At 68.0% G+C, this 21,748-nt stretch carries 19 protein-coding genes; 6 read left to right on the forward strand and 13 right to left on the reverse strand.

All coding sequences use genetic code 11. From position 1 onward, the window contains the following. Positions 1-9 precede the first annotated feature (9 nt). Positions 10-1,131 (forward strand): cell division protein ZapE, encoded by a 1,122-nt coding sequence (gene zapE / locus Q9K01_RS07705; RefSeq protein ID WP_305929627.1) that lies wholly within the window; start codon positions 10-12, stop codon positions 1,129-1,131. A 429-nt stretch (positions 1,132-1,560) separates the two neighbouring features. After that, positions 1,561-2,259, forward strand: coding sequence for a pirin family protein (locus tag Q9K01_RS07710; protein WP_305929628.1), 699 nt, complete (start codon positions 1,561-1,563; stop codon positions 2,257-2,259). Between the two features lie 21 nt (positions 2,260-2,280). Here Q9K01_RS07710 and Q9K01_RS07715 read toward each other — a convergent pair whose 3' ends face one another. From Q9K01_RS07715 to Q9K01_RS07775, 13 genes are all read right to left on the reverse strand, one after another. Next, positions 2,281-3,195, reverse strand: a complete 915-nt coding sequence (locus Q9K01_RS07715) for a crotonase/enoyl-CoA hydratase family protein (RefSeq protein ID WP_305929629.1) — start codon at positions 3,193-3,195, stop codon at positions 2,281-2,283. 240 nt (positions 3,196-3,435) lie between these two features. Further along, the gene (locus Q9K01_RS07720; RefSeq protein ID WP_305929630.1) at positions 3,436-5,334 is read right to left on the reverse strand and encodes an XrtA/PEP-CTERM system amidotransferase; all 1,899 of its coding nucleotides are present in this window, start codon (positions 5,332-5,334) and stop codon (positions 3,436-3,438) included. A gap of 12 nt (positions 5,335-5,346) precedes the next feature. After that, positions 5,347-6,363: an exosortase A gene (xrtA, locus tag Q9K01_RS07725; protein WP_305929631.1), complete on the reverse strand. Its 1,017-nt coding sequence runs from the start codon at positions 6,361-6,363 to the stop codon at positions 5,347-5,349. Then, positions 6,353-7,582 carry a TIGR03087 family PEP-CTERM/XrtA system glycosyltransferase gene (locus Q9K01_RS07730; RefSeq protein ID WP_305929632.1) on the reverse strand — a complete coding sequence of 410 codons (1,230 nt, stop codon included), beginning with the start codon at positions 7,580-7,582 and terminating at the stop codon, positions 6,353-6,355. The genes xrtA and Q9K01_RS07730 overlap by 11 nt, the downstream gene beginning before the upstream one ends. Continuing rightward, positions 7,582-8,658: a FemAB family XrtA/PEP-CTERM system-associated protein gene (locus Q9K01_RS07735; RefSeq protein ID WP_305929633.1), complete on the reverse strand. Its 1,077-nt coding sequence runs from the start codon at positions 8,656-8,658 to the stop codon at positions 7,582-7,584. Before Q9K01_RS07735 ends, Q9K01_RS07730 begins: the two co-directional genes overlap by 1 nt. Then, complete coding sequence (locus tag Q9K01_RS07740) at positions 8,655-9,512, reverse strand: XrtA system polysaccharide deacetylase (protein WP_305929900.1); 858 nt, start codon at positions 9,510-9,512, stop codon at positions 8,655-8,657. Before Q9K01_RS07740 ends, Q9K01_RS07735 begins: the two co-directional genes overlap by 4 nt. A 50-nt stretch (positions 9,513-9,562) precedes the next feature. Next, positions 9,563-10,777 carry an XrtA/PEP-CTERM system-associated ATPase gene (locus Q9K01_RS07745; protein ID WP_305929634.1) on the reverse strand — a complete coding sequence of 405 codons (1,215 nt, stop codon included), beginning with the start codon at positions 10,775-10,777 and terminating at the stop codon, positions 9,563-9,565. A 15-nt stretch (positions 10,778-10,792) separates the two neighbouring features. Then, on the reverse strand, positions 10,793-12,466 hold the full coding sequence (locus tag Q9K01_RS07750; RefSeq protein WP_305929635.1) for a TonB-dependent receptor: 1,674 nt from the start codon (positions 12,464-12,466) through the stop codon (positions 10,793-10,795). Beyond that, positions 12,463-13,533, reverse strand: coding sequence for a P-loop NTPase family protein (locus tag Q9K01_RS07755; protein WP_340324263.1), 1,071 nt, complete (start codon positions 13,531-13,533; stop codon positions 12,463-12,465). The genes Q9K01_RS07750 and Q9K01_RS07755 overlap by 4 nt, the downstream gene beginning before the upstream one ends. Before the next feature lie 13 nt (positions 13,534-13,546). After that, a complete protein-coding gene (locus tag Q9K01_RS07760) occupies positions 13,547-15,070 on the reverse strand; it encodes an XrtA system polysaccharide chain length determinant (RefSeq protein WP_305929637.1) in 1,524 nt (507 codons plus the stop codon). Between the two features lie 13 nt (positions 15,071-15,083). Further along, positions 15,084-15,728: an XrtA/PEP-CTERM system exopolysaccharide export protein gene (locus Q9K01_RS07765; RefSeq protein ID WP_305929638.1), complete on the reverse strand. Its 645-nt coding sequence runs from the start codon at positions 15,726-15,728 to the stop codon at positions 15,084-15,086. Between the two features lie 172 nt (positions 15,729-15,900). Continuing rightward, positions 15,901-17,139 carry a pyridoxal-dependent decarboxylase, exosortase A system-associated gene (locus Q9K01_RS07770; RefSeq protein ID WP_305929639.1) on the reverse strand — a complete coding sequence of 413 codons (1,239 nt, stop codon included), beginning with the start codon at positions 17,137-17,139 and terminating at the stop codon, positions 15,901-15,903. After that, on the reverse strand, positions 17,136-18,659 hold the full coding sequence (locus Q9K01_RS07775) for an acyl-CoA ligase (AMP-forming), exosortase A system-associated (RefSeq protein ID WP_305929640.1): 1,524 nt from the start codon (positions 18,657-18,659) through the stop codon (positions 17,136-17,138). The genes Q9K01_RS07770 and Q9K01_RS07775 overlap by 4 nt, the downstream gene beginning before the upstream one ends. A 20-nt stretch (positions 18,660-18,679) precedes the next feature. Here Q9K01_RS07775 and Q9K01_RS07780 point away from each other — a divergent pair, with 20 nt between their 5' ends. The 4 genes from Q9K01_RS07780 to Q9K01_RS07795 are packed head-to-tail and all read left to right on the forward strand — an operon-like array spanning position 18,680 to position 21,593. Beyond that, positions 18,680-19,711 (forward strand): GNAT family N-acetyltransferase, encoded by a 1,032-nt coding sequence (locus Q9K01_RS07780; RefSeq protein WP_305929641.1) that lies wholly within the window; start codon positions 18,680-18,682, stop codon positions 19,709-19,711. Between the two features lie 48 nt (positions 19,712-19,759). Next, positions 19,760-20,095, forward strand: coding sequence for an acyl carrier protein (locus tag Q9K01_RS07785; protein WP_305929642.1), 336 nt, complete (start codon positions 19,760-19,762; stop codon positions 20,093-20,095). Positions 20,096-20,097: 2 nt separating this feature from the next. Further along, a complete protein-coding gene (locus Q9K01_RS07790; protein WP_305929643.1) occupies positions 20,098-20,796 on the forward strand; it encodes an alpha/beta hydrolase family protein in 699 nt (232 codons plus the stop codon). Further along, the gene (locus Q9K01_RS07795) at positions 20,793-21,593 is read left to right on the forward strand and encodes a hydrolase 1, exosortase A system-associated (RefSeq protein ID WP_305929644.1); all 801 of its coding nucleotides are present in this window, start codon (positions 20,793-20,795) and stop codon (positions 21,591-21,593) included. The genes Q9K01_RS07790 and Q9K01_RS07795 overlap by 4 nt, the downstream gene beginning before the upstream one ends. Positions 21,594-21,748: the final 155 nt, after the last annotated feature.

Below are 21,748 nucleotides of genomic sequence, written 5' to 3' on the forward strand. Positions count from 1 at the left end.
ATTCCAACCATGACCGGCATGCTGGCGCGTTACGATGCGCTGATCGAAGCGGGCGAATTGCGCCCCGATGCCGACCAGCGCGCCGCGGCGGAGCGGCTCGATGCGCTCCAGCGCCAGCTCGAGAAGGGGGGCGGCGAAACGCCCGGCTTCCTCGGCAAATTGCTGGGCCGCCAGCCAGAGCGCCCGCGCGGCGTCTATATGTGGGGCGGCGTCGGGCGCGGGAAATCCATGCTGATGGATTTGTTCGTCGCCACTCTGGATATAGAGGCCAAGCGGCGCGTCCATTTCCACGAATTCATGCTCGAGGTCGACCGGATGATCGGCGAGGAGCGCAAGCGCGAGAGCGGCGATCCGATCGCGCCGGTCGCCGCGCGGCTGGGCGCAGGCATCCGCTGTCTCGCCTTCGACGAGATGGTGGTCGCCAACACCGCCGATGCCGCGATCATGAGCCGGTTGTTCACCGCGCTGATCCGCGACGAAGGCGTGACCGTGGTCACCACCAGCAACCGCCCGCCGCGCGATCTCTACAAGGATGGGCTCAACCGCTCGCTGTTCCTGCCCTTCATCGATCTGGTGCTGGCGGAGCTCGATGTGCTGCCGCTCAACGGCCCGACCGACTACCGGCTCGACCGGCTGGGCGATCTCGACACCTGGCACACCCCGCTAGGCGAGGAAGCCACCGCGCAGGTGCGCGAGGCCTTCTTCCGCCTGACCGACTACGCCCCGGAGGATGCCGAGCACGTCCCCTCGGGCGAACTCGCGCTGGGCGGCGGACGGGTGCTGACCGTGCCCAAGGACCTCAAGGGCGTCGCGGTGTTCAGCTTCAAGCGCTTGTGCGGCGAGAACCGCGGCGCGGCGGATTACCTCGCGATCGCGCATGCCTATCACACGGTGATCGTGGTCGGCATCCCGGTGCTCGGCCCCGAGAAGCGCAACGAGGCGCTGCGCTTCGTCAAGCTGATCGATGCGCTCTACGAGAACGGCGTGAAGCTTTTCGCCACCGCCGCGGCGGAACCGCAAGCGCTTCACAGCGAGGGCGGCGGGCTGTTCGAATTCGACCGCACCGTCAGCCGGTTGATGGAGATGCAGAGCGACGAATATATGGCGCGGGGGCACGGCAGCGGAGGCTGAAGGCGGACCCTATTCGCTCTGGCCGCCCACCCTTGTCGTCATTGCGAGCGTAGCGAAGCAATCCAGGGACCTGCGCCTTGGATTGCCGCGGCGCCTGCGGCACCTCGCAATGACGAGGTAAGAGCAAATCCAGCCCCGTTCGTGTCGAGCACCGCCCAGACACGCTGCGCCCGCGCCTCTCGACTTCGCTCGAGGCGAACGGGTTTTGGCGGTTACGCCCCTGTTTCGTCATTGCGAGCGAAGGGGGGCCGAAGGCGGCCGGAGGCCTACCAATCCATGGACCTGCGCCTTGGATCGCTTCGTCGCCTGCGGCTCCTCGCAATGACGAGGGGGAGTGGGCCCCGCTCCCCGCCTCCCGTTGATATCGCGCCGCCGCTTCCCAAATATGCCCCTTACCGGCGTCAACACCCCGCCGATGCGAGAACATCCATGATCGATATCCGACCCTTCGCCAGCCTTGGCCATGCCGATCACGGCTGGCTCGATGCCCGCCATCACTTCAGCTTCGCTTCCTACCACGATCCCGAGCGGATGGGCTGGGGCCCGATCCGGGTGTGGAACGACGACACTATCGCCGGCGGGAGCGGGTTTCCGCCGCATCCGCACCGCGACATGGAGATCGTCACCTTCGTGCGCAGCGGCGCGATCACGCATCGCGACAGCCTCGGCAACGAAGGCCGCACCGCTGCTGGCGACGTCCAGGTGATGAGCGCGGGCACCGGTATCACCCATGCCGAGTTCAACCAGGAAGACGAAGAGACCACGCTGTTCCAGATCTGGATCATGCCCACCCGCACCGGCGAGGCGCCCGGCTGGGGCCAGCGCGAGTTTCCCAAGGCCAGCCGCGAGGGCGGTTTCGAAGTGCTCGCCAGCGGCACCCCCGAGGAAGACGATGCGCTGTCGATCCGCACCGATGCCAAGGTGCTCGCCACGACGCTAAGCGCGGGCCAGTCGGCGGTCTGGAAGACCGACGGCGCGCGGCATCAGTATCTGGTCGCCCCGGTCGGGCGGATTTCGGTCAATGGCCACGAGGCCAATCCGCGCGACGGAGTGGCGATCACCGGCGAGGACGAGATCACCGTGCTCGCGCTGGAGGATGCCGAAGTGGTGATGGTCGACGCGCGCTAGCGGGGCGCGCCGGTCAGGCGATCAGGCCGCCCGGACGAGCTTCGTCTGGGCGGTCACCAGCCGGTCCATCAGCTTGAGATCCTTGGCCCCGAGCTGGAGCGCGGCATCGGCCCACAATTCGGTGATCCGGGTCAGTTCCTCGAGCTGGAGATCCCAGCACAGCTTCATCGCCCGGCGCGAATTGACCAGACCGGCATGCTTGCGGCCGCTCTTGCGGATGAAATCGCGCGTCGCCTGCAACCCCTCGCCCTTCTCGGCGAGGACGTGGACGAGGCCGAGATCGTAGAGCTGCTCGGCGCTGTAGCTCTCGTTCGAGACGATCAGCCGGTCGGCCATTGCGCTTCCCAGCTTGCGGCTGAGCAGCGAATGCGCGCCCATCCCCGGGAACAGACCGAACATCATCTCGGGCAGGCCGAAGCTCGCGCCGCGCTCGGCGACGATGTAGTCGAAGGACAGCAGCGCTTCGAAGCCGCCGCCCAGCGCATCGCCCTGGACCATGCCCACCGTGACGATCGGCAGATCGAGCGAATTCATGTTGCGGTGGAGGATCTGGCAGCAGCGGTGGCCATAGGTCACCAGCCCCTCGCGGTTGCGCGCCTCGATCAGCCGCCGAAACAGGTCGAGATCGCCGCCGAAGCAGAACACGCCAGGCGACCGGCTGCCCAACACCAGGAATTTGAGCGGCACCTTGTCGGGGCCGAAGCCCAGCTCGATCAGCCGCTGCCAATTGGCGAAATCGGCGAGCATCGGCGGGGTGAAGCTGGGGCGGCCCTGCGGACGCATATAGGTCCACAGCGTCTGGGCATCGCCGTCGTAGAGGACATCGAGCTGGTTCAGCCGGAACAGTTCCTCGGGGATCGCCAGATGGCGCGCGCTTTCGACGTGGAGTTCGGCCTCGTCGGAGAGGAGAATATGCGCGTCTTCGGACGTGTCCAAGTCCGGGGAAGACCCCGGTGAAGAACGATGCGTTTCGCTGATCAACCGTTCCATCTGCGCCCCCTCGGCGAAAGTTTCGGCCCGTCCCATCCCAATAAAATCAGGTGGATATACTTTGTTAACCAAGAATCTAGGCCATGGGGGACTCGCTTGGCAAATGAAATAATCGTCCTGAATCTGTAAGATAGCGCCTCGAAACAAGGCCGGCGGGCACGGGTGTTGCCCTGGCGCACCAGTGTGTCAGCCGCGTAACCCCATGCCGGACAGGGATTTTTCCAGCATCACCAATTGCCACAGCACCCGCCCGTGGTCCGACTGGCCGGAAATATGCTGCTCGGTGAGCGTCGCCAGCGCATTGCGGTCGAACCAGCCGCTGTCGATCAGCCTGTCGTTCGCGGCGATGCTGCGCGCGGTGGCTGCCAGCGGGCCGCGGAACCATTGCGCCAGCGGGGTGACGAAGCCCTGCTTGGGCCGGTAGAGGATCTCCTGCGGCAGATAGCGTTCCATGCTGCGCTTCATCAGCCATTTGCCCTGCCGCCCGCGGACCCGCTGGCGCTCGGGCAGGCTGGCGGCGAAGCCCACCAGCCGATGGTCGAGCAGCGGCTCGCGCGCCTCTAGCCCGACCGCCATGCTGGTGCGGTCGACCTTGGTGAGGATGTCGCCGGGGAGCCAGAACTTGAGATCGGCATATTGCGCGGCGTCGAGCCCGCTGCGAGCGGGCGCGTCCGCCATCAGCGCAATCAGCGGGTCTTCGGCGCGATAATCGCCGCGCTCGCGCAGCATGTCGGCACCATAGAGCCGCGCGCGGGCGGGGGCGTCGAGAATGGCGAGCGCGCGGGCGTAGCCTTGCGCATCGCTCTCGGCGAGCGAGAGGAACGTGGTTTTGGCGCGCAAAGCCTGCGGCGCCCAGTCGGCCTTGGGCCAGAGCCGTCCCAGCGTCCCGAATAGCGGTGCGCGCAGGCCTTGCGGGAGGATTGCGCGGGCCTGGCTCTCGCGGTGATGGAACACCTGGCGGCGATAGCCCGCCAGCGCCTCGTCCGCGCCATCGCCCGAGAGTGCCACCTTGACGCTTTCGCGCGCCAGTTCGCAGACCCGCAGTGTGGGCAGCGCCGAGGCATCGGCGAAGGGTTCGTCGAAGATGCCGGCGATGCGGTCGAGATCGGCGATGTCGTCGGGCGAGACGATCCGCTCGCGGTGATCGGTGCCGAAGCGTTCGGCGATCTGCCGGGCATAGCCGGTCTCGTCCACCGCGGCGACATCGAAGCCGATCGAGCAACTGCGGACGGGATCGCGGCTGGCCTCGGCCATCAGCGCGACCACGCTGGAACTGTCGACCCCGCCCGAGAGGAAGGCGCCCAGCGGTACGTCGGCCACCATCCGGCTGGTGACGCCCTCGCGCAGGCGGTGGAGCAGTTCGGCGGAAAGATCGGCGGTGCTGCCGCCGGCGCGATCCTCGAACGAGATGTCCCACCATTGCCGCGGCGCGGGCGGTTCGCGCCCGTGGTCGAGCAACAGGAAGTGTCCGGCGGGCAGCTTCTCGACGCCCTTGAGGATCGAGCGGTGATCGGGGACGTAGCCCCAGGTCATGTAGTCCTCGATCGCCAGCGGATCGGCGATGCGGCGGACCAGCGGATGCGCGAGCAGGCCCTTGAGTTCCGAGGCGAAGGCCATGCTGCCGTCGGACAGCCGCGCGAGGAACAGCGGCTTCACCCCGAAGCGGTCGCGGGCGAGGAACAGCTGGCGGCTTCCGCGGTCGTAGAGCGCCAGCGCGAACATGCCCTCGAGCCGCGTGAGGCAGTCGGGGCCCCAGCGCTGCCAGGCGGCGAGGATCACCTCGGTGTCGCCGTTGGTGGCGAAGCGCGCGCCGCCCGCCTCGAGCTCGCGGCGCAGCGCGCGGTAATTGTAGATCTCGCCGTTGAAGACGATCACCGCGCGATCGTCGACCGAATGCATCGGCTGCGGCGAGCCGGCGAGATCGATGATCGAGAGCCGCCGGTGCCCCAGCCCGACCCCGGGCGCGGTCCAGACGCCCGAACCGTCGGGCCCGCGATGCGCGAGCGCGTCGGTCATCCGCTCGACCCGGCGGGGATCGACCGGCTTGGGCGTGCCACAATGGAAGATGCCTGCGATCCCGCACATAGGCGGCGGTTCCTAGCCCGCCCGAAGGCCGAAGGCGAGCGCCGCCGCTGCCGCCGCCAGCGCAAGGGTGCCGAGCAGCAGCGCGCGCGTCCCGCCCGAGTGCCGTTCCAGCGCTGCGAGCATGGCGCTGGCGCGCAACTCCTCGAGCGACCAGCCCGCATCCTCGGGCTCGCGCTCGAACCAGCGCCAGGCGACGCCGAGGATCAGCGCCACCACCAGCGCGAAGAATATCCAGCCGTAGACGATGTGGTCGAACCCGCCCGCCGCCTCCGCGCCGACGAATTGCGCGATGTAGATCGTCGCCCAGGCGCGGATGCCGTTGGCAACGACCGGCACCACCAAGCAGGCGAGCATGAAAGCTGCGCGGCGGCGCCAGCTGGCGAAGCTGGTGAAGCTGGTCAGAACACCCAGCGCGATCATGGCGATCAGGAACCGCACGCCCGCGCAAGCCTCGGCGACGATGAACAGCCCGGCGGGCGTATGGATGTAGATCCCGTCGATCCGCGCGGGCACGCCGACCGCGTGCGTCAGCGCGATCGCCATCTCGGCGGTGAGAAATTGCAGCGGCGGGACGATCTCGTCGCCGAAGGGCACGAGGAACACCGCGAAACCCAGCGGCAGCGCGAGCAACGCCGCGACGCGCGGACCAAGCAGCGCAAGCACCGCCGCCGGCAGCATCGCGACCGCGCCCGCATGCGCAAGCAGGTTGAGCTCCGAATAGCGCCCCGCCAGCCACAGCGTCAGAGCCAGCGCCACAGTCACCAGCCCCGGCCACCAGCCGCGCGGAGCCACTTGCGCGACATCCTCGCGACGGATCCACACCAGCCAGGCGATGATCGGCGGGATCAGCAGGATGTGCGAATAGCTCTCGCTGTGCCACCATATCTGCACCATCTCGCCCCATTCGCGCAGCGCCAGCGCGATCAGCGCGAGCGTTGCGAGCGACAGCCGCACCAGCGCCGCGCGCCACGCGGAAACCTGCGGCAGGGCCGATGAAACTTCGACAGTCGCGGCGCGATCAGGCGGCATGGCGCGCCCCGCCCCGCCCGCGCCCGACTATCGCCGCCAGTTGCGCCGCGATCGCTTCCCAGCCCATGTTGCCGACGACGAAATCCCGCGCGGCCTGCCCCATGGCCTGCGCCCGATCGGGCTCGGCAGCGATCGCGTGAGCGGCAGCGACGAAAGAGTCGTCGTCTCGGCAGATCGCCAAATGCTCGCCATCGGCCGCGTCGATCCCGGTGGCCGCTTCGGCGCTGAGCAGGACGGGCCGCGCCATCGCCATCGCCTCGAGGACCTTGTTCTGCACCCCGCGCGCGATGGTCAGCGGCGCCACCACCGCGCTCGCGCTTGCGAGAAACGGCCGGACATCCGGAACCTCGCCCCAGACGCGCACACCGGGTAGAGCACCCAGCCGGGTCACCTCCGCAGTCGGGGCGCGGCCGACGATGTGGAACTGCGCAGCCGCAGTCTCGCGCAGGCTCGGCAGGATCGCGCGGGCAAAACGCTTCGCCGCCGCGATATTCGGGGGGTAGTCCATCTGCCCGGTAAAGACGAAATGCGGCCCCGGTTCCGCCGCGAGTTCGGGATGCGGTTCGCTTTTGGCGGGATCGAAGAAACCGGCGTCGATGCCATTGCCGAGCGCCCGCAGATCGCACTGCTCCCCCCACGCCGGCAGGCGGCTGTGCAGCAGCGCCCGCTCGTGCTCGGTGATCAGCAGTGTGCAATCGGCGCGGTGCGCGATCCGCGCCTCCTCTTGCGCCAGCAGACGCGCCTCGCGCGCCATCAGCCAGGATCGGGGGAACGCGGCCTCGCGCGCATAGCTCTCGAACTTGGCGCTATCGACATCGCACAGATCGACCACCACGCGCCCGGCGAAGGTGTCGGGGATATATTGCCCCATCTGGCCCGAGAAGATCACGATGGTGTCGATATCACGGGTCGCGAGCGTCTGCGCGACCCAGCGCGACAGCCTCGCGTCGGCAAAGGCTGGCAGGCTGACGGGCCTGCCGCTTACGACCGCGCGCAGCCCCGCCTTTGGCAGCGACATATCGCGATCGAGCAGCAGATGGCTTGCGGTCCCTTCGGCCAGCGCGGATTCCTGCGCGCGGTCCTGCGCGGTCTCGGCGAAGGTCCCGACATGCACCGGGGCAAGCTTCGCCAGAGCCTCGAGCAGGTGGTAGGATCGGATCTTGTCGCCCCGGTCGGGTGGAAACGGCACCCGGTGGCAAAGAAACAGGATCTCGCCCATCAGCCCAGCCCGCGGGCGATGAACGGTCCGATAAAATTGGCGAGCGGCAGCGGCAGCCGCTTCCACAGCGCGATCCCGCGCGAATAGCCCTCGTCGGTTGGATCGATGTTGCGCGGCGCCACGCCGGGGGTATTCCAGCTCGAATAGGTCAGCGGTTCGGGGGTGAAGCCCCAGTTCTTCTTGAAGAAATAGGGCCCGCTTCCTGTCTTGGAGCGGCCGAAATCGAAGCGGGTGCAGCCGCGCTGGCGGGCATGGCGCATCAATTCGTAATACATCACCTCGTTGGCGCGCAGATCGCGCGCGACATACCGCCCCCCGCCCCAGAACGGCATCACCGCGCCCTGGTGATAGAGCGAGAGCACGCTCGCCACGGGTTCCCCGCGATGGCGCACCGTCAGAATGTCGGCGTCCGCGCCGAATGTGTCGAGCACCGCGTCGAACAGCGCGCGCGGGAACACCGGCGTACCCAGATTGCGGACGCTCTCGGAATAGACCGCGTAATGCGCAGTGCGATCCTCGGCATCGCTGCCGATGGCGATGGCCAGCTCGTTGCGCAGCCCCTTGCGAACCTCGGCGCGCGCTTTGCGCGGTATGGCGAGCAGTTCCGCCTCGTCGTCGGCGGCAAGATCGCGCGCGAAATTGCAATGCGCGGTGCAGGTCGCGGTCCAGTCCTGCGGTGCCTGTCCGCCGCGCAATTCGATCGTGTTTGCGCCGCGCCGCAGCGCGAGTTCCTCGGCCACGCGACACAGCGCCTGGCTCTCGTCCTCCGCCACTGCCAGCGGCCCGCCGCCGACCGCAAAGCCGCTCGACACCAGCGCCCGCCCGAACAGAGGCGAATGCACATCGCTGAGCGGGAGCCAGCCGGTCAGCCGGCCCGCGCAGGTTGCGATCAGGCCCAGCGCCTGCTGCCCGGTGCCGCGCTCGATCGCCGCCAGCCATGCCGGACGGTGGAATACCGAACCTCGCTGCTCGGCCACGAAACGCTCGATCCGCGCGATCTCGTCGGGGTCGTGCAGATCGGCGAGCGTCACGCCTGCGGCCGGGGTGGTGCGGAGATCCTGCGGCAGCGCATTCACGGCGCGAACTCGACGCAGCGCTGCGCCTCGATCCTGGCAAGTTCGTCCATCCGACCCCAGCGGAAATCCCCCGCCAGCCGGCGCAGCTTGTCCGCCATTCCGGAAAGATTGGTGTAATGCCGCAGCTTCGAGCGCAACGGGGCATCGGCCACGCGCGGCTGGCCGGGATCGATTTCCCAGGGGTGGAAATAGAACACTGCCGGGCGGCGATCGTCGCGATTGACCCGCGCGATCGCCCAGCGCGAGAAGGCATAGGGCAGGACGCGGAAGAACCCGCCCCCGCCCGCCGCCAGCCGGCGCTCGCCCAGCTGCGCGGTGGTCACGGGAATCTCGACCAGTCCGCCGTCGGCAAGCGGTCGGAAGGCGAAGCGCGGGGCCTCGCGCCAGCCGTAGTGATCGTGGCGGATCGGCGCGACGCTGGAGGAATAGGCATAGCCGTGTTCGGCCAGCACCTCGTACGCCCAGGGCGTGCGCTGGTCGATCGAGAAGCTGGGCGCGCGATAACCGCTGATCTCGGTGCCGCCGGCATCCTCGAGGATGGCGCGCGACTTGCTCAGATCGGCGCCGAACTCCCGCGCATCGAAGGTGAAGACCCGCGTGTGGTCGTAACCGTGGCTGGCAAGCTCGTGCCCGCGCTCGACGATGGAGCGCACCATGGCCGGATCGCGTTCGGCAACCCAGCCCAGCGTGAAGAAGGTCGCCTTGACCCCGACCTCGTCGAACAGGTCGAGCACGCGGCGGATGTTGTCGCCCACGCGCAGCGCCATGCCGTCCCAGTCCGAGCGGGCGATCGTGGATTCGAAGGCGCCGACCTGGAACCAGTCCTCGACATCGACCGAAAGCCCGTTGAGGATGCCCGCCGCCGAGATCGTGCGCTGTTCCAATTGCCTGCCCCTCGCGCCGCTCAGGCGGCTTCGCGCCGTCCGCCGGCTTCGAGCAATTCGATCAGCTGCCCGAGCACGTGGCGCAGCGACTGCTCCTGCTCGTCGAGCCGCGCTTCGATCCGCCCAAGCCGTTCGTCGATCGCGCCGGAGCCCTCGCGGGCTCCCTCGGCATCGTAATCGAGACCCGCCGCAAAGCTGGCGCGGGTCTCGCCGATCTCGCGGCGCAATTCGTCGAGCTCGCGGTCGCGCTCGGCGAAGGCGCGTTCGATCGCGACGATCTGCGCTTCGGCGAGGCCATCGTGCTGCGAGCGCTCGGGAGCCTGGCGCTCGGCCTGGGCGCGCCGCGCCTGCGCGATCGCCTGCGATGCGGGCAGCGAAGGATCGGGCGCGATCGCGTCCACCGCGACATCCTCCTCGGCGGCGCTGTCGCCTTCCATTTCCTCGATCACCGCTTGCAGCATGTCGGCATCGATCACCGCCTGCTCCTCGACCGCGCCGAGCAGCAGCAGGCGGGTCATCACCTGGTTGATCTTGCGCGGGATGCCGCCGGTGGCGCGGTGGAGCCTGGTGAAGATCGCATGGTCGAGTTCGGGATTGCCGTCCCAGCCGACATGTTCGAGCCGGTGGCGAACATAGGGTTCGATCTCGCCGGGCTGCATCGGTTCGAGGTGATGCGCCGCGATCACCCGCTGGCGCAATTGCTCGAGTTCGGGCGAACCGGCGAGCAGCCGCTTGAACTCGGGCTGGCCGAGCAGCAGCGTCTGCAGCAACGGATGCGAACCGAGCTGGAAGTTCGACAGCATCCGCAGTTCCTCGAGCGCGCCGATCGTCAGGTTCTGCGATTCGTCGACGATCAGCAGGCAGCGCTTGCCGTTGCGCGCTTCCTCATGGAGGAAATGCTCGATCGCGGCGAGCGCGGCGGCCTTGTCGCGGCCCTCGACATCGAGACCGAAGCTGCGCGCGGCGACGTGGATCATCTCCTCGCCGTCGAGCGCGCTGGTGACCACTTCGGCCACGGTCATCCGGTCGGCGTCGAGCTTCTCCTTGAGATGCGCGACCAGCGTCGACTTGCCCGAGCCGACCTCGCCGGTGATGACGACGAAGCCCTCGCCCTGGTTCAGCCCGTAGCCGAGATAGGAGAGCGCCTTCTTGTGGGTGATGCTCTCGAAGAAATAGGCCGGATCCGGGGTGAGCTGGAAGGGGCGTTCCGAGAAGCCGTAATATTGTTCGTACATGGTCGGATCTTCCTATCAGAAGCCGTAGCGCAGGCCCACCAGGGCCGACGCGCTCTTGAGGTCCTCGGCAGACACTTCGCTGTCGAGATAGTTCACCGCCACCGCGACCCGCCCCGTGAGATTGCGGGTGAAACTGCGGTTGTAGGCGGCCGAACTGCCGAGCGCGAGCGCATCGCCCACCCCGACGAAGCCGCTGTCGATATAGCTGGCATACGTGGCGATGGTATAGCCCGCATCGCGTCCCAACGGTCCGGTGACGGTGCCGGCGATGTAGAGGCTTTCGTCCGAGACGCCGTCGGAAGCCTCGAGCACGGTGCCCGGCGCGCCCAGATAGGTGCGACGGTCGTAGCCCGCGGTGATCCCGGCGGTGGTCCGACCGACCTGGCGCGAATAGTAGGCCGAGACCCCGCGCGAGCGGAACACCGAGGAGCGCACCGATCCGAGCAAGCCGTCGAGGCAGCTCGCGCCGCTGACCGAATTGACGCAGCCGACGATCGCGCCGCTGATCGGATCGCGGACGACCTCGAAATCGGTCGGCAGCGCGGCGAGCGAATTGGTCAGCCGACCGCCGAAGCCGCTAAGCGTGTCGTAGACGTTGACGCCCAGCGTGGAGTTGCGGCTCGGGCGCCAGCTGAAATTGCCGTAATAGGTGTCGCTGTCGTAGCGGCGGCCATAGACCGCCTGGAGCGAAGTGCGCTGGCTCGGGCGCCACAGCACGCCGACGTCCCAGATCAGGCCGCTGGCTTCGAAGGCGATCCGGCGCGGACCGGTCTCGTCGGTCACCAGCCTTCCGTCGGGGCCGATGACGGGATTGCCCGCCGCATCGCGCAAGGCATCGCGGCTCGATACTTCGACATCCTCGTAGCCGACCCCGGCGATCACCGCGAGCGCGGGCGTGATCGGCACGGTGACATCGGCGCGAAGGTAGGAATCGATCACCCGCTGGTCGAGATTGTCGATATCCTCGCGAAAATAGCCGCCGCCCACGCCGATCCCGACGGGGAGGTATTCGCCAGGCTGGGTTCCCGCGCGCAATTGCGCACTGTGGGTGACGCTCTCGTCGAAAACATCGGCGGGACTGCCCCCCGGGGCGACGAAATCGGGCGAGTCGACGCGGGTGTAGCCCAGCCGGTAATTGCCGGTGATGTCGACTCGGTCGATCTCGGCGGAGAGATTGGGCCCGATATAGGCGGAATAGGTCTGGGTCGAATTGTCGAGATTGTTCTGCCCGGCAAAGACGTTCGCACCGCCGCTCGTAACCGTTGTGCGGCTGGCCAGCGCCCCCGCTTCGAGCGTGAGCATCTGCGGGACCAGGGTGGTGTAGCCGCGCGCGATCCCGCTGACGGTGTCGCTGTCGCTGGCGTCGCCATAGCCGAAATTGTGCTCGTAGCGCAGCGACACCGAAGCGCCGCTGTTGCGCCCGATGTAGGAGGCATCGACCCCGGCGGCGACCTGGGTGTAGGTCAGCACGTCGTCGAAGGGCGAGAGCTGCGCGGTGAGGATCTGCGAGACTTCGATATAGGGTTCGACCGAGAGCCGCCGTCCGGTCGGGGCGACCTGCGTGCCCGGTTCCTCGGCCGCCCCGGTCTCGGCCTGCGAACCGCGGCCCTGATAGCTTTGCGCCATCAGCGGCAGCGGCGCGATCAGCGCGCAGCCGGCCGTCAGGCTGGCGATGAAGCGGGTCTTCATGATTCCGACTCCCCGTATCCGTAATACTTGCCGAACCTGCGCCCGCTCGGGCTGAAGGTCGCATCGTTGAGCAGCAGGCGGATGTCGGGACAGCCCGAGAGAAGATCGATCGCGTCTTCCAGCGCGGCGCGCGCGGTCTGCTCGGCGCGCGCGACCAGCAAGGTCTGGCCGCAATGCTTGGCGAGCTCGGCTGCGGGCGAGGCTGCGAGGACGGGGGGGCTGTCGAAGATCAGGATGCGGTCGTGCGCGCCCCGGCTGAGGCGGTTGAGCACTTCCCAGGTCCGTTCGCTGGCGAGATACTCGGCATCCGAGCCGCTGCGCTGGCCGGCGGGCAGGATCCACAGGCCCGGGATGTCCGTTCCCACGACCAGCTTCTCGGCGTCGATGCTCGGATCGCGCAGCGCATCCATGAGGCCCGGGGCGGGATCGAGCCCGAAAGTCTTCATGATCGAGGGCTTGCCGAAATCGGCATCCACCAGCAGCACTTCGGATTCGCGCTCGCCCGCCAGCGCGATGGCGAGATTGGTGGCGCAGAACGTCTTGCCTTCGCCCGGATGCGGCGAACAGATCAGCACGCGGCGCGCTTTCGCGGTGCCGTCGGCTTCGGCGGTGGCGAGCACCTGGCGTTTGACGATGCGGAATTCCTCGACCAGCCCGCTCGATCCCAGATCGGGGTCGATCAGCCCCTGTTCGCGCAGATGAACGCGGGAAACCGGGTGCAGCGGTCCGGTAAATTCGACCTTCCGACCTCCGACTTCGCGCTGGCGTGGCGGCCTGGCGTCGGCTTCGGCGTCGATGACTACGGGCGGCTGCGACGACGCAGGCGCCAGATCGCGGGTCGTTGCGCTGTCCTCGGCATCGCCGGGCGCAACCGCGCGGCGCGGCGGTGTAGGCATGCGAACTGCCTTGCCCTGCGGCAGCTTGGCCGGAACCCTGGCGGGTGCGAGGCTGTCGAAGCCGAAAGCCCCACTGGCGCGCTCGAACAACGAGCGCTTGCCTGAAGCCTGCGGGGTGTCCGCCTCATCCTTCCCGTCGCCGGGGGGTACGATGTTGATCGGCTTGTTCACGCTCACGATCCTCTCACGCCACCGTTCCGACCTGGATGAATTCGACCGCGAGCAGCAGCAGGCAGACACCGCCCAGCGCGCCCGCACCGGCGGCGAACTGCTTCGAGCGTTTGCGCGCAAGCTCGGCGCGCGCCTTGGTCATCGATCGCGAGATCGTCCCCACCACCGGCAGGTCGAGCGCGCGCTCGAGCCGGTCGGCGGTCGAGAATGCGGATTTCAGCTGCCCGAGGACAAAGGCCGTCCCCGCCCCCGCCGCAAGGCCGACGAACAGCACGCCGATCAGCAGGATCGGGCGGTTGGGCGCCGCCGGCTTGCGCGGAATCGTCGGCGGATCGACCACCTCGAACTGGAAGGCGCTGCGCTCGGTCTGGACCTGGCCGCGCAGGCGCATTTCCTCGCGATCCCGCAGCAGCTCGTCATATTTGGTCTTGAGCACCTCGTAATCGCGCGAGATGCGGTTGGCTTCGGCAGCGACCTCCGGCTCCTGCGCCTGCGAGGCGATCAGGCCAGAGATGTCGGCCTGCAACGCCGCCTTGCGGGCGCTCAGCGCCTGGACATTGGCCTGCCGCTCGGCGCGGATGGCGATCAGCGAGGTGTATGCGGGATTGGGCTGGCCATAGGCGCCATCGCCCTCGTTCGCCGCCTGGCGTTCGAGCAGTTCGATCTGGCGCTGGGTGGACTGGATGTCGGGATGGCTGTCGGTGAGCCCGCGCGAGCGCATCGCGGCCATCTGCGACTGCGCCTGGATCAATGCGGCGCGCGCCCCGCCGCCGCCCATGCCGGGCATCTGGATCGAGCGCGGCGTACCCGCGACCTGACCGTTGATGGCGGCCAGCGCGCTCTGTGCGGCGGCAATATCGCCATCGACGCCGCGCATCTCGGTGCGCAGCGTCTGCAGCCGGGTCGAGACCGTGCCGGTCCCGCCGATCAGTTCGGGATACTGCGCCTCGAAGGTCAGGCGGCGCTGTTCGGCGGCTTCGAGTTCCTGCTTGCGCTCTTCGAGCTGGCGATCGAGGAACACCAGCGTATCGGCGACCTCGCCGCGATTGCCCGAGATGTTCTCCTCGCGGAAGATGTCGAGCAGCTTGGTCACGACGTCCTGCGACAGCTTGGCGTTTTCGGCATCGCTCAAATCCGCCTTGCCGATGGTTGCGCTGACTTCGAACAGATTGTCCTGTTCGCCCTTGACCACGACGTTCTCGGTCAAATTGGTGATCGCGCCCTGCAATTCGGAATCGGTGGTGATATCCTCGCCCAGTTTCGTGGCGCGGACGACCTTTTCGAGATTGACCGCGCTGGCCAGAGTCTGGCGGACGCGAACCAGTTCCTTTTTGCCGTCGCCGGAGATTTCCAGCTGCTGCGAGAGGACGTCGTCGACCTGCACATAGATACGCGCGCGGCTCTCGTAGCTGTTGGGGATCAGCGCCACCACCAGCCAGCCGAGCACGCAGACGCCCCAGGCCACGCCGAGCGCGATCCAGCGCCGGTTCCAGACCTGATGGAGCGCCCCGCGCAGTTCCTCGAAGACCTCGTTCATAGCGGGTGCGCTCTCAGAATACCGATTCGGGGATGATGATCACATCGCCCGCGCGCAGCATCACATTCGCCTCGCTGTCGCCGCGCCGCAGCAGATCGGTCAGCCGCAGCGCATATTCGCGCTGGCGCCCCGCCTGCTTGTCGAAGCGGATCAACTTGGCGCGGTTGCCCGCGGCGAAATCGTTGAGTCCGCCGACCGCGATCATCGCGTCGAGCACGGTCATATTGGCGCGATAGGGGATAGAGGCCGGCTTTTCGGTGGCGCCGACGATACGGACCTGCTGGCTGAAGGTGCCGGCGAATTCGTTGACGATCACCGAGACCAGCGGATCCTCGATATATTGCGAAAGCTGGAGCCGGATATCCTCCTCCAGCATCGATGGCGTCTTGCCGACCGCGGGCATGTCCTTGACCAGCGGGATGGTGATCCGCCCGTCGGGACGAACCTGGATCTTCTCGGCCCCTAGCTCGGGGTTGCGCCAGACGTGGATCGTGAGATTGTCGAGCGGGCCGATGACATATTGCTCGCCCGGCCCTTCCTGCAGCGCGACGAAGGTCGCGGGCGGCAGTTCGGTCCCGCCGGACCCTGCGCAACCGGCCAGAGCCAGCGCTGCGACCGCGCAGCTCGCGAGGGAAGTGGAAACGCGGAATTTGCGCATGGATTTATGTTCCTCGGCCGCTTCGGGGTGCTTTCGAGCTGCGATCGCAGACCCATTTCCCCCGGATTTCAGCCAACCTAATGCAGAAAAAAGGTGAACAGACCGTTAGCCTTGTGGTGCAACCCGCGGCGAACCGGCGATTCGCTACCCCCTGTCGCATTTCGGGACAGGGTCAGACGAGCAGTTCCGCCGCCGGCCCCTGACCCAGGAAGGCGCTGGGGGATGCGCTTGCCCCATAAGCTCCGGCACAGAACACCGCAACCAGATCCCCCACCTGCGCGCGCGGCAGTGCGGCGCGATCCGCCAGCCGGTCGAGCGGGGTGCACAGGCAGCCGACGACGCTGGCGATCTCAGCGGGCGGTGCATCGAGCTGCGCGGCGAGCGCGACGGGATAGTTGCGCCGCACCACGGTGCCGAAATTGCCCGAGGCGGCGAGTTGGTGATGCAGACCGCCATCGGTGACCAGATAGGTCTCGCCGTGGCTCACCTTGCGATCGACGATGCGGGTTAGATAGACCCCGGCCTCGCCGACCAGATAGCGCCCCAGTTCGATGTAGAGTTCGGCCTCCGCAAGACTGGCGGGGAGCGCGGCGAAGCGCTCGGCCAGAGCCTCGCCGACCCGCACGATGTCGAGCGGCTGGTCGCCGTGGAAATAGGGGATGCCGAAGCCGCCGCCCATGTTGAGTTTGGGCATGGCGATCTCCGCCTCGCGTGCGATTCGGTCGGCGAGATCGAGGACATTGCCCTGGGTCTCGACCAGCGCCTCGGCATCGAGCGCCTGGCTGCCGGTGAAGATGTGCAAGCCCCGCCACTCAGCCCCGGCGGCGATCACCTCGCGCGCCAGCGCGGGGACGCGCTCGGCATCGACCCCGAAAGGCTTGGCGCCGCCGCCCATCTTCATGCCAGAGCCCTTGAGCTCGAAATCGGGATTGACCCGGATCGCGAGCCGCGGGGTCACGCCCAGCCGCTCGGCGATCGCCAGCGCGCGCGCCGCCTCGCCCTCGCTTTCGAGATTGAGCGTGACCCCGGCCGCGATCGCCGCCTCGAGTTCGCTGTCGCGCTTGCCCGGACCGGCGAAGCTGACCCGCGCGGTGTCGATCCCGGCCTGCTGGACCAGCGCCAGCTCGCCGCCCGAGGCGATGTCGAGCCCATCGACCAGAGTCGCCATCAGCTTCAGCACCGGCTCGAAGCTGTTGGCCTTGATGGCGTAATTGATGCGCAATCGTTCGGGCATCGCGGCGCGCAGCTCCGCCATCCGGCGCTCGAGCAGGGCTTGCGAATAGAGGAACAGCGGAGTGCGCCCGGTCTGCTCGACCCATTCATCGGCGGTGCGTGTGCCGATCAGCAATGCACCGTCGCGCGCCTCGAAGCCGGCGGGGATCGGCCCGGTGGGTTTGGGCTTGTCGCTCATGCCCCAAGCTCGCGGGCGAGCGCGGTGCGGTCGAGCTTACCGTTGGGATTGGTCGGCATGGTCTCGCGCCAGTGGATCGCCTGGGGTTGCATGAAGTTGGGAAGTTCCTTCGCCAAGGCCTTGGAAAGCATTTCGTTTTCTGCCGAACCCGCCGATGGGCCGCGGACCACGAGATGGACCGCCTGCCCCAGCCGCTCGTCGGGCACGCCCAGCGCGATCGCTTCCGCCACCAGTCCGGTCGCCAGCGCCGCCTCCTCGATTTCCTGGGGGCTGATGCGGTTCCCCGCGCTCTTGATCATGGCGTCGCGCCGTCCGACGAAATAGAGCAGGCCATCGGCATCGCGCCGAACCCGGTCGCCCGACCAGACCGCCATGCCGCCATATTCGCTCGCTGTGGGAGCGGGCTTGAACCTCTCCGCCGTCCGCACCTCATCCTGCCAATAGCCTTGCGCCACCAGCGGACCGCAATGGACCAGCTCGCCCTCCTCGCCGGAAGCAGCGGGCTCGCCCGCGTCGTCGATCACGAGGATTTCGGCGAAAGGAATCGCGCGGCCCATCGAGGTGGGGTGCGCATCGACCAGCTCGGGGTCGAGATAGGTCGAGCGGAAGGCCTCGGTCAGTCCGTACATCGGGAACAGCGGCGCTGTGGGGAACTGTGCGCGCAGGCGACGGACCAGCTTGGCGGTGAGCGCGCCGCCGCTGTTGGTCAGCCGGCGCATTGTCTGTGTGGCCTCGTCTGCCCACTCGGTCTCGGTAAGCTGGACCCACAGCGGCGGGACCGCGGCCAGCGTCGTGACGCCATGCCGGGCGCAGGCCTTCGCGACATCCCGCGGGAAGAGATAGTCCAGCGGGACCACCGATCCGCCCGCATACCAGGTCGAAAGCAACTGGCTCTGGCCGTAGTCGAAGGACAGCGGCAGCACCGCCAGCGTGACGTCGTCCGCCGCCAAGCCAAGGTAATGCGCCACACTGGCCGCGCCGAGCCACATGTTCGCATGGCTGAGCATCACCCCCTTGGGGAGCCCGGTCGAGCCGCTGGTGTAGAGGATCGCGGCGAGTTCTTGCGGATCGCGGGTCGCGGCAGGCAGCGGCGTGGCCAACCCCTCCGCGCTGCGCCAGGCCTCGCCCTCCTCGATCAGCTCGCAAGTTCCGGGCACATCCTGCTGTTCCAGCGACTTCAGCCGCGCACCGGTCCCGATCAGCAGCACCGCGCCGCTGTCGGCGAGGATATGCGCGGCCTGCGCATGCTTGAGCAGCGGGTTGATCGGGACATGCACCATCCCCGCGCGCGCGGCGGCCAGCGGGAGCAGGCACGTAAGCTCGCCCTTGGCGGCCCAGCTCGCCACCCGGTCGCCCGCCTGCGCCCGGCTCGCCAGCCAGCCCGCGAGCAGCGCGACACGCTCTCTTAACCCGGCATAGCTAAGGATGCGGTCGCGCAGGACCAGCGCCGGGGCATCGGCTTCGCCTCGATCGACGAGACAATCCAGTGGCCGGGGCACGGGGTCGGGCGCTAGTGACATGAATGCTCCTGGGGGATGCAATGGCGACGGCAGCGACGGCGGCAGCGATGATGGCGAGAACGGGCGGTGTGACAGTCAGCTATCACGATAGCGTTAGCAAACTGCAAGCCTTCGACCATCGTGCGCGCAGCCCCTTCGACCGCTCCGACTGGTACGGGCTGCTGGCGCGGTTCGGCACGCAGCCGCTGGTCGCCATGGCCGAGCAGGGGCGCGATGCCGCCGCGTTGCCGCTGACCCGGACCGCTAGCGGGCTGGCATCGCTCAACCACTGGTTCGCCTTCGCCTGGCGTCCGCTCGCCGCGCCGGGCCCCGAAGGCGATGCCCTGCTACTCGCGATCGCCCGCGATCTGCGCAGGCAGGCGCCTTCGGTCACCATGGATTACCTTCCCGAGGAACACGGCACCGCCGAGCGGCTGCGCGCCGCCTTCCGCAAGGCGGGCTGGCTGACCCGGATGGAGCCCCGCGACGTCAACCACGTTCTCGATGTGGGGCAGCGCGACTTCGCAACCTATTGGGCGCAGCGCCCCGGCCCGATGCGCACAACGCTCAGGCGCAAGGCGAAGAAGGTCGAGGTCGAGATCCTTGTCGAATTCGACAGTTCCGCCTGGCAGGCCTATGTCGAAATCTACAACCGCAGCTGGAAGACCGGGGAAAAGGACGCCGATCTGCTCGAGGCCTTCGCCCGCCGCGAGGGCGCCTTGGGGCACCTGCGGATGGGCGTGGCGCGGCACGAAGGGGTGCCGGTCGCGGCGCAGTTCTGGACGGTCGAACGCGGCACGGCCTTCATCCACAAGCTCGCCTATGACGAGGAATTCAAACGGCTTTCCGCCGGGACCACGCTGAGCGCGGCACTGTTCGAGCACGTGATCGATATCGACGCGGTCGCAACCGTCGATTTCGGCACCGGGCAGGACGGCTACAAGCGCGACTGGATGGACACCGAGCGGCTGCGCTATACCCTCACCTGCATCGATCCGCTGCAACCCGCCGCCTGGCGCCTGCTGGCGCGCAAGCTCGCCGACCGGCTTGCCTCGCGCCTGCGACGCGGTTAAGCCGCACCGCCTGCAATCCTCACCGCAAACCGCACGAAAGCGCCCTTCATGCCCGGCCAGACCGCCCTCTCGACCGATGCGACCGCGCCCAGCCGCAGCCAGATCGACACCGTGCTGCGCGCGATCCTGCGCGATGTGCTCGCCCTCGACGAAGCGCAGGTCGAGGATTTCGATGCCGACACGGGTCTGTTCGGCCATCTGCCCGAGCTCGATTCCATGGCGGTGGCGGGGCTGCTGACCGAGATGGAAGACCGGCTCGACATCGTCATCGAGGACGAGGATGTCGATGGCGAAATGCTCGAGACCTATGGCGGCCTGCTCGCCTTCGCCGAGGCCAAATCGGTCGGGGCCAAATCGGTCGGGGCCAAATCGGTAAGGGGCTGAGCTTGGCGATCTACGATTCCTGGAGCGCGCCCCTCCCCGACGGGAAACGCGCCGAGGAAATCGTCCTGCGGTTCGATAGCTCGCGCGATCGCCGCCTGCTGGTGCTGCCGCCGCTGTTCGACGAACATAACAAGACCCGCCGCCAAGTCGTCGAAACGATGCGCAAACTCGATGCGGCGGGAGATGCTGCGGGGATCGACAGCTTCCTTCCCGACCTGCCCGGCTGCAACGAAAGCCTGGCCTCGCTCGATAACCAGGCGGTGAGCTCGTGGCGCGAAGCGGCTCGCGCGGCCTTCGCCCATTTTCGCTGCACCCACATCCTCGCCATCCGCGGCGGCGCGCTGCTGGCGCCGCGGGACACCGCCGCCTTCTTCTACGCGCCCGCGGGAGGTAAACCGCTGCTGCGCGCAATGCTGCGCGCCCGGACCATCGCCGCGCGCGAGGCGGGTCGCGAGGAGAAGGTCGAGACGCTGCTGGCGCAGGGCCGCGAGGAAGGGCTCGAACTCGCCGGCTGGCAGTTGGGCGCGACTATGATCCGCGAATTCGAAGCCGCCGAGTGGACGATCGGGCCGCAGGTCCGGATCGTCGATCAGGTCGAGCTGGGCGGCTCGCCGCTATGGCTGCGCGCCGAACCCGGCGAAGACCCTGAGCAGGCCGAGGCTCTCGCTCGCATCATCGCAAACGGGATGCTCGCCTCGTGAGCCGGCTGGCGCTCACCTTCAACTGCCAGGGCGCGACGCTGGCAGGCACCCTCGACACCGCGCCGGGGACCGCTGGCCTGCTGCTGGTGAACGGCGGCAACGAAATCCGCAGCGGCGCCTTCGCCGGGCAGGCGCGCTTCGCCGCACAGATCGCGCGCGCGGGCTTCCCCGTGTTCCGCTTCGACCGCCGCGGCACCGGCGACAGCGAGGGCGCCAACCGCGGCTTCCGCCACGAGGCCGACGATATCGCCGCCGCGCTCGCCGCCTTTCGCGCCCTGGCCCCGCAGCTCGGCCGGGTGGTCGGAATGGGCAATTGCGATGCCGCGTCCGCGCTGATGCTCGCCGGCGGCGCGCGCTGCGATGCGCTGGTGCTGAGCAATCCCTGGACGATCGACGAAGCGGGCGTGGAGACGGGCGAAGAAGCGGGTGCGGATGTCACGCCGCCGGCTTCCGCAATCCGCGCGCGCTATCTGGCCAAGCTGAAAAACCCGCGCGAAGTGGCTCGGCTGGTTTCGGGCGAGGTCGATCTGCGCAAGCTCCTGCGCGGGATCGCCAAAGCCGCGAAGCCGAAACCCGCGCCCACTTCGCTCGCCGCCGAGATGCGCACCGGGCTCGAGACTTTCGACGGGCCGGTGCGGATCCTGCTCGCCGAGGCCGATCGTACCGCGCAGGCCTTCGCCGAAAACTGGGGCGACGACCCGCGGATCGCAAGCTGCCCACGCGCGGGCCATGCCTATGTCGAGCCGCATGCGCGACAATGGCTGCGCGATCAGGTGCTCGGAGCGCTGAGAGGCTAGTTCGGCTGACATCAAATGGCATCTCCCCCGCCCCTTGAGGAGGGTCGAGCTGGGGAGCGCACCTCAGATGCGCGTCTGCCCAATCGGTGTTGCACGCGCCCACCCGGCCTCCCCCCCGCAAGGGGGAGGAGCAAGCCGGGTCTATCCGGAGCCAC

Source organism: Qipengyuania benthica, from assembly GCF_030717865.1.
In the GTDB taxonomy this organism is placed as follows: domain Bacteria; phylum Pseudomonadota; class Alphaproteobacteria; order Sphingomonadales; family Sphingomonadaceae; genus Qipengyuania; species Qipengyuania benthica.